The sequence below is a fragment of the Variovorax paradoxus genome, from assembly GCF_000834655.1.
Classification (GTDB): Bacteria; Pseudomonadota; Gammaproteobacteria; order Burkholderiales; family Burkholderiaceae_C; genus Variovorax; species Variovorax paradoxus_F.
This window is the reverse complement of sequence record NZ_JXQQ01000034.1, coordinates 15,031-30,610: the sequence shown is the minus strand read 5'-3', so window position 1 is coordinate 30,610 and position 15,580 is coordinate 15,031. Positions and strand designations below refer to the sequence as shown.

15 protein-coding genes and 1 tRNA gene are annotated in these 15,580 nt (G+C 64.7%); all 16 read left to right on the top strand.

Annotated features, from left to right (window positions below; genetic code table 11):
- Positions 1-20 precede the first annotated feature (20 nt).
- The 16 genes from RT97_RS16265 to nuoH all read left to right on the top strand — a co-directional run bounded on the left by RT97_RS16265 (position 21) and on the right by nuoH (position 15,574).
- Complete coding sequence (locus RT97_RS16265) at positions 21-1,193, top strand: pyridoxal phosphate-dependent aminotransferase (RefSeq protein WP_042579837.1); 1,173 nt, start codon at positions 21-23, stop codon at positions 1,191-1,193.
- Positions 1,194-1,271: 78 nt separating this feature from the next.
- Positions 1,272-2,201, top strand: a complete 930-nt coding sequence (locus tag RT97_RS16260) for a DMT family transporter (protein WP_042579836.1) — start codon at positions 1,272-1,274, stop codon at positions 2,199-2,201.
- Between the two features lie 89 nt (positions 2,202-2,290).
- Positions 2,291-2,557 (top strand): 30S ribosomal protein S15, encoded by a 267-nt coding sequence (gene rpsO / locus RT97_RS16255; protein ID WP_007837783.1) that lies wholly within the window; start codon positions 2,291-2,293, stop codon positions 2,555-2,557.
- Positions 2,558-2,763: 206 nt separating this feature from the next.
- The gene (pnp, locus tag RT97_RS16250; RefSeq protein ID WP_042579835.1) at positions 2,764-5,103 is read left to right on the top strand and encodes a polyribonucleotide nucleotidyltransferase; all 2,340 of its coding nucleotides are present in this window, start codon (positions 2,764-2,766) and stop codon (positions 5,101-5,103) included.
- An 87-nt stretch (positions 5,104-5,190) separates the two neighbouring features.
- Complete coding sequence (locus tag RT97_RS16245; RefSeq protein WP_042579834.1) at positions 5,191-6,189, top strand: NAD(P)H-quinone oxidoreductase; 999 nt, start codon at positions 5,191-5,193, stop codon at positions 6,187-6,189.
- Positions 6,183-6,968, top strand: a complete 786-nt coding sequence (gene tpiA / locus RT97_RS16240; RefSeq protein ID WP_042579833.1) for a triose-phosphate isomerase — start codon at positions 6,183-6,185, stop codon at positions 6,966-6,968. The genes RT97_RS16245 and tpiA overlap by 7 nt, the downstream gene beginning before the upstream one ends.
- A gap of 37 nt (positions 6,969-7,005) precedes the next feature.
- A complete protein-coding gene (secG, locus tag RT97_RS16235; protein ID WP_042579832.1) occupies positions 7,006-7,416 on the top strand; it encodes a preprotein translocase subunit SecG in 411 nt (136 codons plus the stop codon).
- A 119-nt stretch (positions 7,417-7,535) separates the two neighbouring features.
- Positions 7,536-7,620 (top strand) — tRNA-Leu (locus RT97_RS16230).
- Between the two features lie 67 nt (positions 7,621-7,687).
- Complete coding sequence (locus RT97_RS16225) at positions 7,688-8,047, top strand: NADH-quinone oxidoreductase subunit A (protein ID WP_042579850.1); 360 nt, start codon at positions 7,688-7,690, stop codon at positions 8,045-8,047.
- 12 nt (positions 8,048-8,059) lie between these two features.
- On the top strand, positions 8,060-8,539 hold the full coding sequence (locus tag RT97_RS16220; RefSeq protein WP_007837763.1) for a NuoB/complex I 20 kDa subunit family protein: 480 nt from the start codon (positions 8,060-8,062) through the stop codon (positions 8,537-8,539).
- A gap of 13 nt (positions 8,540-8,552) precedes the next feature.
- Entirely contained in the window at positions 8,553-9,164 is a 612-nt protein-coding gene (locus RT97_RS16215; protein ID WP_042579831.1) for an NADH-quinone oxidoreductase subunit C, read from the top strand.
- A gap of 1 nt (position 9,165) precedes the next feature.
- On the top strand, positions 9,166-10,419 hold the full coding sequence (locus RT97_RS16210; protein ID WP_042579830.1) for an NADH-quinone oxidoreductase subunit D: 1,254 nt from the start codon (positions 9,166-9,168) through the stop codon (positions 10,417-10,419).
- 10 nt (positions 10,420-10,429) lie between these two features.
- Positions 10,430-10,969 carry an NADH-quinone oxidoreductase subunit NuoE family protein gene (locus tag RT97_RS16205; protein ID WP_080898327.1) on the top strand — a complete coding sequence of 180 codons (540 nt, stop codon included), beginning with the start codon at positions 10,430-10,432 and terminating at the stop codon, positions 10,967-10,969.
- Positions 10,969-12,309 (top strand): NADH-quinone oxidoreductase subunit NuoF, encoded by a 1,341-nt coding sequence (nuoF, locus tag RT97_RS16200; protein WP_042579828.1) that lies wholly within the window; start codon positions 10,969-10,971, stop codon positions 12,307-12,309. Before RT97_RS16205 ends, nuoF begins: the two co-directional genes overlap by 1 nt.
- A gap of 20 nt (positions 12,310-12,329) precedes the next feature.
- Positions 12,330-14,501, top strand: coding sequence for an NADH-quinone oxidoreductase subunit NuoG (gene nuoG, locus RT97_RS16195; protein ID WP_042579827.1), 2,172 nt, complete (start codon positions 12,330-12,332; stop codon positions 14,499-14,501).
- On the top strand, positions 14,498-15,574 hold the full coding sequence (nuoH, locus tag RT97_RS16190; RefSeq protein WP_042579826.1) for an NADH-quinone oxidoreductase subunit NuoH: 1,077 nt from the start codon (positions 14,498-14,500) through the stop codon (positions 15,572-15,574). The genes nuoG and nuoH overlap by 4 nt, the downstream gene beginning before the upstream one ends.
- The last annotated feature ends 6 nt before the right edge of the window (positions 15,575-15,580 follow it).

Here is a 15,580-nt window from a genome sequence, read left to right as displayed (position 1 = left end):
GACCAACAGGACGACAGCCGATGCGTGAAGCCATCCACAACCTCGAAGCCTCCCGGATCCGCGAGGTCGCCAATGCGGGCCTCGGCCGCGACGACGTGCTCGCCTTCTGGTTCGGCGAAAGCGACGAGGTCACACCCGAGGTGATCCGCCAGGCGGCCATCGAGTCGCTGCAGCGCGGCGAGACTTTCTATGCCCACAACCTCGGCCTGCCCGAGCTGCGCGAGGCGATCGCGCGCTACACCAGCGCGTTGCACCCGAAGATCGATGCGTCGCGCATCGCGGTCACTTCGGGCGGCGTGAGCGCGCTGATGCTGGCGGTGCAGGCGCTGGTCGATGCGGGCGACGACGTGGTCGCGGTGACGCCTGTGTGGCCAAACCTCACGGCGCAGCCGGCAATCATGGGCGCGCATGTGCGCGCGGTGCCGCTGGTGCCGGTCGAAGGTCAATGGACGCTCGACCTTCCCGCGCTGCGCGCGGCGGTGACGCCGAAGACGAAGCTGCTGATCGTCAATGCGCCCAACAACCCGACCGGCTGGACGATGACGCGCGCCGAGCAGCAGGCCGTGCTCGACCATTGCCGCGAGACCGGCACCTGGATCCTCGCCGACGAGGTGTACGAGCGGCTCTATTTCGAGCCTTCGCCGAATGGATGCGCACCGAGCTTTCTCGACATCTCGACGCCCGATGACCGGCTCGTCGTGACGCACAGTTTCTCCAAGAGCTTCCTCATGACCGGATGGCGCCTCGGCTGGCTGGTGCTGCCGCCCGCGATGGTCGACGGCATCGGCAAGCTGATCGAGTTCAACACCTCGTGCGCCAGCGTGTTCACGCAGCGCGCCGCGATCGCGGCGATCGCGCACACGGCGGACATCACGCCGCGCGTGGTCGCGCACCTGAAGCTGTGCCGCGACACGCTGGTGCCGTTGCTGGCCGCGGTGCCGGGCGTGCAGGTGGCGCCGGCCAAGGGCGGCATGTACGCCTTCTTCCGGCTCGAAGGCTTCGGCGATTCGCTCGAAGTCGCCAAGCGGTTGGTGGTCGAAGCAGGGCTGGGGCTTGCGCCCGGCAACGCCTTCGCGCCCGAGGCGCAGGGCTGGCTGCGCTGGTGCTTTGCGTCGAAAGACCCGCAGCGGCTGGTGCAGGGCGTGGAGCGCCTTCGCCATTGGCTGGCTGCAGAGCCGCAGCGCAAGGGCTGATTCGCCTGCAATTTCGTTCAATACGCCGGGCGTGCGGCCCGCGAAGCTTGGCCTTTCTTCGGGAACGAAAGGCCATGCATGTCGGAACGAATCAAGGGAATGGCGCTGTGCGCGCTGGCGATGGTCATGGTGGGCAGCACCGTGGTCGCGAGCAAGGTGATCGCGGGCGGCCTGCCGCCGTTCACCGCGACGGCGCTGCGCTTCGCGATGGCGCTGCCGGTGTTTCTTTTGCTGCTGCGGATGACGCGCACGCCGTGGCCTCGACCCGACCGGCGCGACCTCGCGTTGCTGCTGTGCCAGGCCGGGCTGGGCAGCGTCGGCTACACGGTGCTGCTGATCCTCGGGGTGCGTTGGGCGCCGGCTGCCAGTGCGGGCGTCGTGGCCGGAACGCTGCCGGCCGTCGCGGCGCTGGTGGCGGTGCTGGCGCTGCGCGAGCGGCCGGGGCGCTACCTCGTCGGCAGCATCGTGCTGGCGACGGCGGGGGTACTGGCGATCAGCTGGCCGGGGGAGGCCGCCTCAGGGAGCTCCGGGTCCCCGACGGCGATGATCGGCAACCTGCTGGTGCTGGGGGCGGTCGTCTGCGAGGCGATGTTCATCCTGCTCAACAAGCGCCTGCGCGTGCCGGTCCGGCCACTGGCGCTGTCGACGTTGATGACGGCCTTCGGTCTCTTGCTGTCGCTCGTGCCGGCGTGGTTCGAGCGGGCCTGGGAGCAGCCTTTGCCGACCGATGCGCTGGCCGGCGTCGCCTACTACGCGCTGGTGCCGACGGTGCTGGGTTTCGTCCTCTGGTTTGCCGGATCGGCCCGGCTGAAAGGGGCCGAGGCGGCGCTCTTCACGGCGCTTTTGCCGGTTTCCGCGCTGGTACTCGCGGCCGGCTGGCTGGGCGAAAGTATCACCTTTGCACAGATCGGCGGGGCTGCCTGCGTGCTGGGCGCAGTGGGCCTGGCTTCGCTCGATGGGCGAGGTGGGAAACGCCCCAAAAGCCACCTCAGGCCCGCCGAGCTATAATCCCGAGGCTTTGCATGCCGCAAGGCGCACGGTGAGGGCAGTTCCAGTGCTCACCGCAAGTCAAACATCCCGGAACAAGGAAATTCAACATGATCGCAGCCTCCATCAAGGCCGAAGTCGTCAAGGACAACGCCCGCGCCGCCAACGACACCGGTAGCCCAGAAGTGCAAGTCGCACTGCTGACCGCCCGTATCAACGAGCTCACCCCCCACTTCAAGACGCACGCCAAGGACCACCACGGCCGTCGCGGCCTGCTGCGCATGGTGAGCCGTCGCCGCAAGCTCCTGGACTACCTCAAGTCCAAGGACGCCGACCGTTACACCGCGCTGATCGCCAAGCTGGGTCTGCGCAAGTAAACCGAATCGCATGAAAAAACGCCTGGGTTAGTCCGCTAGCTCAGGCGTTTTTTACTTCGCGATCCACTTTCGGAGTGCCAAAACAGAGCGAAGCTGTGTCATTCCAATGAAGTTCGCCCCGAGCTTCGCTGGAATGGCATCGTGTTCTGAGACAGCCTCCGCCCCTTGCGAACCCTGTGTGGTTCGCTACTAAAACAGGAGCAAACATGAGCCTCTTCAACAAAGTCACCAAGTCCTTCCAATGGGGCGACAAGACTGTCGTCATGGAAACGGGCGAAGTCGCCCGCCAAGCCAATGGCGCCGTGCTGGTCGACATCGACGGCACCGTGATCCTGGCGACCGTGGTCGCCTCCAAGTCCGCCAAGCCGGGCCAGGACTTCTTCCCGCTGACCGTCGACTACATCGAGAAGACCTACGCCGCGGGCAAGATTCCCGGCAGCTTCTTCAAGCGCGAAGCCAAGCCCAGCGAACACGAAACGCTGACCAGCCGCCTGATCGACCGTCCGATCCGCCCGCTGTTCCCCGAAGGCTTCCTGAACGAAGTGCACGTGGTCATCCACACCGTGTCGCTGAACCCTGAAGTCGACGCTGACATCGCCGCCATGATCGGCGTGAGCGCTGCGCTCGCCATCTCCGGCATCCCGTTCAGCGGCCCGATCGGTGCCGCCCGCGTGGGCTACATCAACGGCCAGTACGTGCTGAATCCGGGCCAGACCGCCCGGAAGGACTCGCAGATGGACCTCGTCGTCGCCGGCACGCAAGCCGCCGTGCTGATGGTCGAATCGGAAGCCCAGCAACTGAGCGAAGAGATCATGCTCGGCGGCGTGGTGTTCGGCCATGAACAAGCCAACATCGCGATCAACGCGATCCATGACCTCGTGCGCGACGCCGGTAAGCCGGTGTGGGACTGGCAGGCACCGGCCGAAGACGAAGCCTTCGTCGCCAAGGTCAAGGGCCTGGCCGAAGAAAAGCTGCGCGCCGTCTACCAGATCCGCAGCAAGCAAGCCCGCACGCAGGCCCTGCGCGAGGCCAACGCCAGCGTCATGAGCACGCTCAAGGAAAGCGGCGAGCCCTTCGATGCCGGCAAGGTCAACGACCTGCTGTTCTCCATCGAATCGAAGATCGTTCGCAGCCAGATCCTGTCGGGCGAACCCCGCATCGACGGCCGCGACACGCGCACCGTGCGCCCCATCGAAATTCGCAATTCCGTGCTGCCGCGCACCCACGGTTCGGCTCTATTCACGCGCGGTGAAACCCAGGCGCTGGTCATCACCACGCTCGGCACCGAACGCGACGCGCAGCGCATCGACGCGCTGGCCGGCGAGTACGAAGACCGCTTCCTGTTCCACTACAACATGCCTCCCTTCGCCACCGGCGAAGTGGGCCGCATGGGCTCGACCAAGCGCCGCGAAATCGGCCACGGCCGCCTTGCCAAGCGCGCGCTCGTCGCCGTGCTGCCGACCAAGGAAGAATTCCCGTACACCGTGCGCGTGGTCTCGGAAATCACCGAGTCGAACGGCTCCTCGTCGATGGCTTCGGTCTGCGGCGGCTGCCTCTCGATGATGGACGCCGGCGTGCCGATGAAGGCCCACGTGGCCGGCATCGCCATGGGCCTGATCAAGGAAGACAACCGCTTCGCCGTGTTGACCGACATCCTGGGCGACGAAGATCACCTGGGCGACATGGACTTCAAGGTGGCCGGTACGACCAACGGCATCACCGCGCTGCAGATGGACATCAAGATCCAGGGCATCACCAAGGAAATCATGCAGGTCGCACTGGCGCAGGCCAAGGAAGCGCGCATGCACATCCTGGGCAAGATGCAGGAAGCCATGGGCGAGGCCAAGGCCGAAGTCTCCAGCTTCGCGCCGCGCCTGACCACGCTGAAGATCAACCCCGAGAAGATCCGCGACGTGATCGGCAAGGGCGGCTCGGTCATCCGTGGCCTGCAGGAAGAGACCGGCACGACGATCAACATCGACGAAGACGGCACCATCACCATCGCCTCGACCGATCCGGAAAAGGCCGAGCTCGCCAAGAAGCGCATCGAGCAGATCACCGCCGAAGTCGAAATCGGCAAGGTCTACGAAGGCCCGGTCACCAAGATCCTGGACTTCGGCGCGCTCATCAACCTGCTGCCGGGCAAGGACGGCCTGCTGCACATCAGCCAGATCGCGCACGAACGCGTCGAGAAGGTGACCGACTACCTGAGCGAAGGCCAGATCGTCAAGGTCAAGGTTCTCGAGACCGACGAAAAGGGCCGCGTCAAGCTGTCCATGAAGGCCCTGACCGAGCGTCCGGCCGGCATGGAATACAGCGAGCGCCCGCCGCGTGAAGACCGTGGCGATCGCGGCGACCGTGGTGGCGAGCGCCGTGAGCGTTCGGACCGTGGCGATCGCGGCGGCGACCGTGGTGGCGATCGTGGCGATCGTGGCGATCGTGGCGAGCGCGCACCGCGCTTCAACGACCAGCAGCAGCCGCGCAACGACCAGCAGCAGGCTCCGGCCGGCGAGCAGTCGCAAGCACCGCGCGAGCCTCAGGAGTAAGAAGGGCGCAACGGCAGCAAACCTGCCGTTGCTATCTTTTGAACAGCTAGCTGCGCCCCACCTGCGGGCGTTGGAGGCCGAAAGACCATGAAAGCCATTGAAATCACTTCGTACGGCGCCCCTGAGGTGCTGCGCGTGGCCGATCGTCCCGATCCGGTGGCGGGCGTGGGCGAGTTGCTGATCCGCGTTGCGGCCAGCGGGGTGAATCGCCCCGATGTGCTGCAGCGCATGGGCCACTATCCGGTGCCGCCCGGCGCCTCCGACCTGCCGGGCCTCGAAGTGGCCGGCGAGATCGTGTCGGGCGATGCCGCGGCATTGGCCGAAGCGGGCTTCAAGATCGGGGATCGCGTTTGCGCGCTGATCGCCGGTGGCGGCTATGCCCAGCTCTGCGTGGCGCCTGTGGCGCAATGCCTGCCGGTGCCCAAGGGGTGGAGCGATGTCGATGCGGCGTCGCTGCCCGAGACCTTCTTCACCGTCTGGAGCAATGTGTTCGAGCGCGGCCGCCTGCAAAAGGGTGAGACGCTGCTGATCCAGGGTGGCTCGAGCGGGATCGGCGTCACTGCCATCCAGATCGCCAAGGCGCTGGGTGCGACTGTCATCGTCACGGCCGGCAGCGACGACAAGTGCGAAGCCTGCAAGAAACTGGGTGCCGACCATGCCATCAACTACCGCACGAGCGACTTCGTCGAAGAGGCGAAGAAGCTCACCGGTGGCAAGGGCGTGGACGTGATCCTGGACATGGTTGCGGGCGAATACGTGGCGCGCGAGATCGAGTGCCTGGCCGAGGACGGCCGGCTCGTGATCATTGCGGTGCAGGGTGGCGTGAAGGCCCAGATCAATGCGGGCCTCGTGCTGCGCAGGCGTCTCACGATCACCGGCTCGACGCTGCGTCCGCGGCCGGTGGCGTTCAAGGGCGCGATTGCCAAGGCGCTGCGCGAGAAGGTCTGGCCGCTGCTCGAAAGCGGTGCGATCAAGCCCGTGATCCACAGCACGTTTGCGGCGGCGGGTGAACCCAGTGGCGCAGCCCAGGCTCACACGCTGATGGAATCGAACCAGCACATCGGCAAGATCGTGCTGACATGGTGACAACGAACAACGCGATGACAACCAAGAAGAAACTGATCGCCGGCAACTGGAAGATGAATGGCGGCCTGGCCGCCAACGAGGCGCTGGTGAAGGCTCTGCAGCAAGGCCTGGCGGCAAGCCCGGCCGCTTGCAATGTCGCGCTGTGCGCGCCAGCGCCGTACTTCGCTCAGCTGCAGTCGCTGCTGGCGGGTTCGCCGTCGCTCGCGCTCGGTGCGCAGGACGTTTCGGCGCATCCCCAAGGTGCCTTTACTGGCGAGCAATCGGCGGCGATGCTCAAGGATTTCGGCGTGCGCTATGCCATCGTCGGTCACTCCGAGCGCCGGCAGTACCACGGCGAAACCGACGGAACGGTGGCTGCGAAAGCGGCTGCTGCCCTGGCGAACGGCATCACGCCGATCGTCTGCGTCGGCGAGACGCTGGCCGAGCGCGAAGCAGGGCAGACCGAAGAGGTCGTCAAGCGCCAGCTGGCTGCGGTGATCCATGTGAATGGCCATTGCATTAGCGAAATCGTGGTGGCCTACGAGCCTGTCTGGGCCATCGGCACGGGCAAGACGGCATCGCCCGAGCAGGCGCAGGCGGTGCATGCCGTGCTGCGTGCGCAACTGCACCATGCCGCGAGCGAGCACGCTGCCGGCATCTGCATTCTTTACGGCGGCAGCATGAACGCGGCCAATGCGGCCGAACTGCTGGCGCAGGCCGACATCGACGGCGGCCTCATCGGCGGCGCGTCGCTCAAGGCCCCCGACTTTCTGCAGATCATTTCTGCCGCTGCGCGCTGAACGCGCAACGGCTGTCATCAATTAGGAGTAAGAACGAATGAACGTGGTCCTCAACCTTCTGGTCGGCGTGCAAATGCTGGCGGCCCTGGCGATGATCGGCCTGATCCTGATCCAGCACGGCAAGGGCGCCGACATGGGCGCCGCCTTCGGCAGCGGCAGTGCCGGCAGCTTGTTCGGTGCCAGCGGCAGCGCGAACTTCCTCTCGCGCACCACGGCCGTGTTGGCCGCGGTGTTCTTCGCATGCACGTTGCTGCTTGCGTACTTCAGCCATGCGCGTCCTGCGGGCGGCGGCAGTCTTCTCGAGCGCGCGGCCGTTGGTGCACCCGCTGCGCCTGCAACGCCGGCATCTGGCGCCGCAGGCGAAATCCCCGGCGCGGGTGCTCCGAGTGCACCGGCTTCGGCACCTGCCGCACCCGTTTCGGGCGCCGGTCAGATTCCGAACAAGTAATCCAGTCGTTTTCATGCAGTCGTCAGCGAGAAACGGCTGTATTTCAGGGTAAACTCTAAAGCTGTTCAGAAAGCCAAATGCCTTAACAGGTACCTCATGCCATCTGAACAGCAAAAACCGCGGTCGTGGTGAAATTGGTAGACACGCTATCTTGAGGGGGTAGTGGCGAAAGCTGTGCGAGTTCGAGTCTCGCCGACCGCACCAAATCTCATCGGCAGAAAACCTCATCCAGAGGTTCTTCTTGCCGGTGGCAAGCGGTGAAAAATTCTCGATGAACCTCGATTCCTACCTTCCCGTCCTTTTGTTCATTTTGGTCGGAGTCGGCGTAGGCGTCGCCCCCCAAGTCATCGGATACATCCTCGGCCCCAATCGGCCAGACGCTGCGAAGAACGCTCCCTACGAGTGCGGCTTCGAAGCCTTCGAGGATGCGCGCATGAAGTTCGACGTGCGCTATTACCTCGTTGCCATCCTCTTCATCCTGTTCGATCTCGAAATTGCCTTTCTCTTCCCGTGGGCCATTGCGCTCAAGGAGATCGGTCCTGTCGGCTTCTGGGCCATGATGATCTTTCTCGCCATCCTCGTCGTAGGTTTCATCTACGAGTGGAAAAAAGGCGCGCTCGACTGGGAATGACAAGGAATCACGATGGCCATTGAAGGCGTTCTCAAAGAAGGTTTCGTCACCACCACCTACGACTCGGTGGTGAATTGGGCGAAGACCGGATCTCTCTGGCCGATGACGTTCGGCCTCGCATGCTGTGCGGTCGAAATGATGCATGCGGGTGCCGCCCGCTACGACATCGACCGTTTCGGCATGCTGTTCCGCCCCAGCCCTCGCCAGTCCGATCTGATGATCGTGGCCGGCACCCTGTGCAACAAGATGGCGCCGGCGCTGCGCAAGGTCTACGACCAGATGCCCGAGCCGCGCTGGGTGCTCTCGATGGGTTCGTGCGCCAATGGCGGTGGCTACTACCACTACAGCTATTCGGTCGTGCGCGGCTGCGACCGCATCGTGCCGGTCGACGTCTACGTTCCGGGTTGCCCGCCCACCGCCGAAGCGCTGCTCTATGGCGTGATCCAGCTGCAGCAGAAGATTCGCCGCACCAACACCATTGCCCGCGCCTGAGAGATTGCCGACGATGACTGACTTTGCAATTTCGCCGGAGGTGCTGCGCGCCACCATCACCGAGACGCTCGGCGCCAAGGCCAAGAGCGTGACGCTCGCGCTGGGCGAGGTGACCGTGGTGGTGAGTGCGGCCGACTACATCGAAGCCGCCACGCTGCTGCGCGATGCGCCCGGCTGCCGCTTCGAGCAGCTGATCGATCTCTGCGGCATGGACTATTCCGACTACCGCGAAGGCGAGTGGCAGGGCGAGCGCTTCTGCGTCGTCTCGCACCTCCTGTCGATCACGCTCAACCAGCGCGTACGCCTGAAGGTGTTCGCACCCCATGAAGACCTGCCCGTGGTCGATTCGCTCCAGCCCGTCTGGAGTGCCGCCACCTGGTTCGAGCGCGAAGCGTTCGACCTCTACGGCATCGTGTTCGACGGTCACGACGACCTGCGCCGCATCCTGACCGACTATGGCTTCATCGGCCACCCGTTCCGCAAGGACTTCCCGGTGTCGGGTCACGTCGAGATGCGTTACGACGAAGAGCAGAAGCGCGTCGTGTACCAGCCGGTATCGATCGAGCCGCGGGAAATCACGCCGCGCGTGATCCGTGAAGACAACTACGGCGGCGGTTTGCACTGATATGGCCGAAATCAAGAACTACACCCTCAACTTCGGCCCCCAGCATCCGGCCGCGCACGGCGTGCTGCGCCTGGTGCTCGAACTCGACGGCGAAGTGATCCAGCGCGCCGACCCGCACATCGGCCTGCTGCATCGCGCGACCGAGAAGCTCGCCGAATCGCGCACCTTCATCCAGTCGCTGCCCTACATGGACCGCCTCGACTACGTGTCGATGATGTCCAACGAGCACGCTTACTGCCTGGCCATCGAGCGGATGATGGGCCTCGATGTGCCGATCCGCGCGCAGTACATCCGCGTGATGTTTGCCGAGATCACCCGCCTGCTGAACCACCTCCTGTGGCTCGGCGCGCACGGCCTGGATTGCGGCGCGATGAACATGCTCATCTACTGCTTCCGCGAGCGTGAAGACCTGTTCGACATGTACGAGGCCGTCTCCGGCGCGCGCATGCACGCGGCGTACTTCCGCCCGGGTGGCGTCTACCGCGACCTGCCGGACGCGATGCCGCAGTACAAGGTCAGCAAGATCAAGAATGCGAAGGCCATCGAGCGCCTGAACGAAAACCGCCAGGGCTCGCTGCTCGACTTCGTCGACGACTTCTGCAAGCGCTTCCCGAAGATGGTCGACGAGTACGAGACACTGCTCACCGACAACCGCATCTGGAAGCAGCGCACCGTGGGCATCGGCGTCGTGACGCCGGAGCGCGCGCTGAACCTCGGTTTCACCGGCCCCATGCTTCGCGGCTCGGGCATCGAATGGGACCTGCGCAAGAAGCAGCCCTACGACGTCTACGACCAGATGCAATTCGACGTGCCCGTGGGCAAGACCGGCGACTGCTATGACCGCTACCTCGTGCGCGTCGAAGAGATGCGCCAGGCCAACAAGATCATCCAGCAGTGCTCGGCATGGCTGCGTGCCAACCCCGGCCCGGTGATCACCGACAACCACAAGGTCGCCGCGCCCGCGCGCGAATCGATGAAGGCGAACATGGAGGAGCTGATCCACCATTTCAAGCTCTTCACCGAAGGCTTCCACGTGCCCGAAGGCGAGGCCTATGCCGCCGTCGAGCACCCGAAGGGCGAGTTCGGCATCTATCTCGTGAGCGACGGCGCCAACAAGCCCTACCGCCTGAAGATCCGCGCCCCTGGTTTCCCGCACCTCGCCGCCCTCGACGAAATGTCGCGCGGTCACATGATCGCCGACGCTGTCGCGGTGATCGGCACGATGGACATCGTGTTCGGCGAAATCGACAGGTGAGAAAGAGCGAATGACTTCCTCAACCCATCATCACGACGCGGCCCCTTCGGCCCCGTTGACGGCCGACGTGCTCGAGCGCTTTGCGCGCGAGGTCGCCAAGTACCCTGAAGCCGGCAAGGCCTCCGCCGTGATGGCGTGCCTGGCCATCGTCCAGCAGGGCGAGGGCTACATCAGCATGCAGCGCGAGCGCGAGATCGCCGACTACCTCGGCATGGCGCCTATCGCCGTGCACGAAGTGACGACCTTCTACAACATGTACAACCAGCATCCGGTGGGCAAGTTCAAGCTCAACGTGTGCACCAACCTGCCATGCCAGCTGCGTGACGGCGTCACCGCGCTCGTGCACCTCGAGAAGAAGCTCGGCATCAAGATGGGTGAGACGACCGACGACGGCCTGTTCACGCTGCAGCAGAGCGAGTGCCTCGGCGCGTGCGCCGACTCGCCCGTGATGCTGGTCAACGACCGCACCATGTGCAGCTTCATGAGCAACGAGAAGCTCGACCAGCTCATCGAGGGCCTGCGTGGCTCGACCAAAGGGGAGGCCGCTTAATGTCACCCGAGCAAGTACTCCAGCAGTTTCAGGCCACGGGCGTCCAGACCTGTTTCCATGACCGCCACATCGAGCCGCAGATCTATGCCGGCTTGAACGGCACCAACTGGCGCCTGGCCGACTACGAAGCACGCGGTGGCTACAAGGCGCTGCGCAAGATCCTCACCGAGGGCCTGACGCCTGACCAGGTGATCGCCGAAGTGAAGGCCTCGGGCCTGCGCGGCCGTGGCGGCGCCGGTTTCCCGACGGGCCTGAAGTGGAGCTTCATGCCCCGCCAGTTCCCGGGCCAGAAGTACCTCGTCTGCAACTCCGACGAAGGCGAACCGGGCACGTGCAAGGATCGCGACATCCTGCAGTTCAACCCGCACATCGTGATCGAAGGCATGGCCATCGCTGCGTACGCGATGGGCATCAGCGTGGGCTACAACTACATCCACGGCGAGATCTTCCAGAGCTACGACCGCTTCGAAGAAGCCCTCGAAGAGGCCCGCGCCGCGGGCTATCTTGGCGAAGCGATCATGGGCAGCACGTACAACTTCCAGTTGCACGCGGCCCACGGCTTCGGCGCGTACATCTGCGGCGAAGAAACCGCGCTGCTCGAATCGCTCGAAGGCAAGAAGGGCCAGCCGCGCTTCAAGCCGCCGTTCCCGGCGAGCTTCGGCCTCTACGGCAAGCCCACCACCATCAACAACACCGAGACCTTCGCGGCGGTGCCCTGGATCATCAACAACGGTGGTCCGGCGTATCTCGAATGCGGCAAGCCGAACAACGGCGGCACCAAGATCTATTCGGTGAGCGGTGACGTCGAGCTGCCCGGCAACTACGAAGTGCCGATGGGCACGCCGTTCTCCAAGCTGCTGGAGCTGTGCGGTGGCGTGCGCAAGGGCCGGACGCTCAAGGCCGTGATCCCTGGCGGATCGTCCTCGCCGGTGCTGCCCGCCGACATCATGATGGCCTGCACCATGGACTACGACTCCATCGCCAAGGCCGGCTCCATGCTGGGCTCGGGCGCGGTGATCGTCATGGACGACAGCCGTTCGATGGTCGAATCGCTCAAGCGCCTGTCGTATTTCTACATGCACGAGTCCTGCGGCCAGTGCACGCCGTGCCGCGAAGGCACGGGCTGGCTCTACCGCGTGGTGGACCGCATCCACAACGGGCAGGGCAGGGCGACCGACATGGACCTGCTCAATTCCGTGGCAGACAACATCCAGGGCCGCACGATCTGCGCGCTCGGCGACGCAGCGGCCATGCCGGTGCGCGCCATGATCAAGCACTTCCGTCACGAGTTCGAGGCCTTGATCCCGGGCTACGTCCCGAAGGCGCCCGTCCAGGCCTGAGCGCGAGAAGAAACATACTCATGATCGAAATCGAACTCGACGGCAAGAAGGTCGAAGTGACCGAAGGCAGCATGGTGATGCATGCGGCCGACAAGGCGGGCACGTACATCCCGCACTTCTGCTATCACAAGAAACTCAGCATCGCGGCCAACTGCCGCATGTGCCTGGTCGACGTGGAAAAGGCGCCCAAGCCCATGCCGGCCTGCGCCACGCCCGTCACGCAGGGCATGATCGTTCGCACCAAGAGCGAGAAGGCCATCAAGGCGCAGCAGTCGGTCATGGAGTTCCTCCTGATCAACCACCCGCTCGATTGCCCCATCTGCGACCAGGGCGGCGAATGCCAGCTGCAAGACCTGGCCGTGGGCTATGGCGGTTCTTCTTCGCGCTACGAAGAAGAAAAGCGCGTCGTGTTCCACAAGGACGTCGGCCCGCTGATCAGCATGGAAGAAATGAGCCGCTGCATCCATTGCACGCGCTGCGTCCGCTTTGGCCAGGAAGTGGCCGGCGTGATGGAGCTCGGCATGTCGCACCGCGGCGAGCACTCCGAAATCGAAACCTTCGTCGGCGACTCGGTCGATTCCGAACTGTCGGGCAACATGATCGACATCTGCCCGGTCGGCGCGCTCACGAGCAAGCCGTTCCGCTACAGCGCCCGCACCTGGGAGCTGTCGCGCCGCAAATCGGTGAGCCCGCACGATTCCACCGGCGCGAACCTGATCGTCCAGGTCAAGAACCACCGCGTGATGCGCGTGGTGCCTCTGGAGAACGAAGACGTCAACGAATGCTGGATCGCCGACCGCGACCGCTTCTCGTACGAAGCCCTCAACGGACCCGAGCGCCTCGCGCAGCCCATGCTCAAGCAAGGCGGCCAATGGCAGCAGGTCGACTGGCAGACCGCGCTCGAGTACGTGGCCAATGGTCTGAAGCAGATCAAGACCGACCACGGCGCGCAAAGCATCGGCACGCTGGTCAGCCCGCACAGCACGCTCGAAGAGTTGCAACTCGCCGCCATGCTCACGCGTGAACTGGGCAGCGACAACATCGACTATCGCCTGCGCAACGCCGAATTCGCCGCGTTCGAGGGTGTGCGCTGGCTCGGCACCTCGATCGCCTCGCTCACGCAAGTGCAGCGCGCGCTGGTCGTCGGCTCGAACCTGCGCAAGGAGCACCCGCTCTTCGCACAACGCATTCGCCAGGCCGTGCGCAAGGGTGCCGCGCTGTCGGTGATCACGTCGTCCAGCCTCATGGCAGACCGCGACGCCTGGGCCATCAACGTGGCGCAGTCGACCATCGTCGAAGCCGACCAGTGGGTCGAAGCGCTGGCCGCAGTCGCCGCTGCCATCGGCAAGACCAACGGCGCTGCTGCACCGCTCGCACCGAAGAACGAACCCGATGCCGCTGCACAAGCCACTGCAGCATCGCTGCTGAGCGGCGAACGCAAGGCCATCCTGCTCGGCAACGCCGCTGCCCACCACGCACAAGCCAGCAGCCTGCTGGCTCTCGCGAACTGGATCGGCGCGCAGACCGGCGCAACCGTCGGCTACCTGACCGAAGCCGCCAACACCGTGGGTGCGCAGCTTGTCGGCGCCTTCCCGAAGAATGGCGGCCTCGATGCTGGCCGCATGCTCGCTGCCGGCTCCGGCCTGAAGGCCGTGCTGCTGCTGAACACCGAGCCGGTGTTCGACTCGGCCGCCGGTGCTGCCGCCGCCGATGTCATCGGCAATGCGCAGATGGTGGTCACGCTGAGCCCGTTCAAGGCCAACCTCGAATTCAGCGACGTGCTGCTGCCGATCGCCCCGTTCACCGAAACGCCCGGTACCTTCGTCAACGCCGAAGGCCGCCTGCAAGGTTTCCATGCCGTCGTGAAGCCGCAAGGCGAAGCGCGCCCGGCGTGGAAGGTGCTGCGCGTGCTGGCGAACCTGCTGGGCCTGCCCGGCTTCGCATTCGAATCGACCGCCGACGTGCTCAGGACGGTGGGAGAGGCCGGTGCGCTTCCGGCCAACGCCCTGAACAACGCAACGGCCGCAAACGCCGTCGCATCCAACGGCGCCGCACCTGCACCCGTGGTCGCGAGCATCTACCAGCTCGACTCGATCGTGCGCCGTGCGCCGTCGCTGCAACTGACGGCCGATGCGCGCAACGCTTCGACCGCTCCGGTCGCATCAGGTCAGGCCGAGGAGGCATTGGCATGATCGACACCATTCATGGCTTCGGCCAGGGGCTGGTCGCCGCAGGCTGGTGGACGGCCGTGGCATGGCCCGTGATCTGGACGCTTATCAAGATCATCGTGGTCGTGATTCCGCTGATGCTGGCCGTGGCGTACCTCACGCTGTGGGAACGCAAGGCCATCGGCTTCACGCAAATCCGCATCGGCCCCAACCGCATCGGACCGCTGGGCCTGCTCCAGCCGATCGCCGACGCGCTCAAGCTGATGACCAAGGAAATCATTCTTCCGACGGTCGCCAACAAGGGCCTGTTCCTGCTCGGCCCCATCATGACCATCATGCCGGCGCTCGCCGCATGGGCCGTGATTCCCTTCGGCCCCGACGTGGCACTGGCCAACATCAACGCGGGTCTCCTGTTCGTGATGGCCATCACCTCGCTCGAGGTGTATGGCGTGATCATTGCCGGCTGGGCCTCGAACTCGAAGTACGCATTCCTGGGTGCGCTGCGCGCCTCGGCCCAGATGGTGAGCTACGAGATCGCGATGGGCTTCTGCTTCGTCGTGGTGCTGATGGTCACCGGCAGCCTGAACATGAGCGAGATCGTGAACGTGCAGGGCAAGGGCATCTTCGCCAACATGGGCGTCGGGTTCCTGTCGTGGAACTGGCTGCCGCTGCTGCCGATCTTCGTCGTCTACTTCATCTCGGGCCTGGCCGAGACCAACCGCCACCCGTTCGACGTGGTGGAAGGCGAATCGGAAATCGTCGCGGGCCACATGATCGAGTACTCGGGCATGAGCTTCGCGATGTTCTTCCTGGCCGAGTACGCCAACATGTGGCTGGTCTCGATCCTCACCGTGGTGCTGTTCCTCGGCGGCTGGCTGCCACCGTTCGAGTTCCTCAGCTTCATTCCCGGCTGGATCTGGCTCGGTGCCAAGACTTTCTGCGTGGTCACCATGTTCCTTTGGGTGCGCTCGACGTTCCCGCGCTTCCGCTATGACCAGATCATGCGTCTGGGCTGGAAGATCTTCATTCCCGTCACCCTCGTGTGGCTGGTCGTGGTCGGTGGCTGGATGCAGACGCCGTTCAACATCTGGAAATAACTGGAA

Excerpts from the sequence above, each read along its gene's own strand:
- nuoF (WP_042579828.1), top strand. The coding sequence starts at position 10,969 with ATGTCACCCGAGCAAGTACTCCAGCAGTTTCAGGCCACGGGCGTCCAG.
- pnp (WP_042579835.1), top strand. The coding sequence starts at position 2,764 with ATGAGCCTCTTCAACAAAGTCACCAAGTCCTTCCAATGGGGCGACAAG.
- RT97_RS16260 (WP_042579836.1), top strand. The coding sequence starts at position 1,272 with ATGTCGGAACGAATCAAGGGAATGGCGCTGTGCGCGCTGGCGATGGTC.
- RT97_RS16205 (WP_080898327.1), top strand. The coding sequence starts at position 10,430 with ATGACTTCCTCAACCCATCATCACGACGCGGCCCCTTCGGCCCCGTTG.
- RT97_RS16215 (WP_042579831.1), top strand. The coding sequence starts at position 8,553 with ATGACTGACTTTGCAATTTCGCCGGAGGTGCTGCGCGCCACCATCACC.
- RT97_RS16265 (WP_042579837.1), top strand. The coding sequence starts at position 21 with ATGCGTGAAGCCATCCACAACCTCGAAGCCTCCCGGATCCGCGAGGTC.
- secG (WP_042579832.1), top strand. The coding sequence starts at position 7,006 with ATGAACGTGGTCCTCAACCTTCTGGTCGGCGTGCAAATGCTGGCGGCC.
- tpiA (WP_042579833.1), top strand. The coding sequence starts at position 6,183 with ATGGTGACAACGAACAACGCGATGACAACCAAGAAGAAACTGATCGCC.
- RT97_RS16220 (WP_007837763.1), top strand. The coding sequence starts at position 8,060 with ATGGCCATTGAAGGCGTTCTCAAAGAAGGTTTCGTCACCACCACCTAC.
- nuoH (WP_042579826.1), top strand. The coding sequence starts at position 14,498 with ATGATCGACACCATTCATGGCTTCGGCCAGGGGCTGGTCGCCGCAGGC.
- RT97_RS16245 (WP_042579834.1), top strand. The coding sequence starts at position 5,191 with ATGAAAGCCATTGAAATCACTTCGTACGGCGCCCCTGAGGTGCTGCGC.
- RT97_RS16210 (WP_042579830.1), top strand. The coding sequence starts at position 9,166 with ATGGCCGAAATCAAGAACTACACCCTCAACTTCGGCCCCCAGCATCCG.
- RT97_RS16225 (WP_042579850.1), top strand. The coding sequence starts at position 7,688 with ATGAACCTCGATTCCTACCTTCCCGTCCTTTTGTTCATTTTGGTCGGA.
- rpsO (WP_007837783.1), top strand. The coding sequence starts at position 2,291 with ATGATCGCAGCCTCCATCAAGGCCGAAGTCGTCAAGGACAACGCCCGC.
- nuoG (WP_042579827.1), top strand. The coding sequence starts at position 12,330 with ATGATCGAAATCGAACTCGACGGCAAGAAGGTCGAAGTGACCGAAGGC.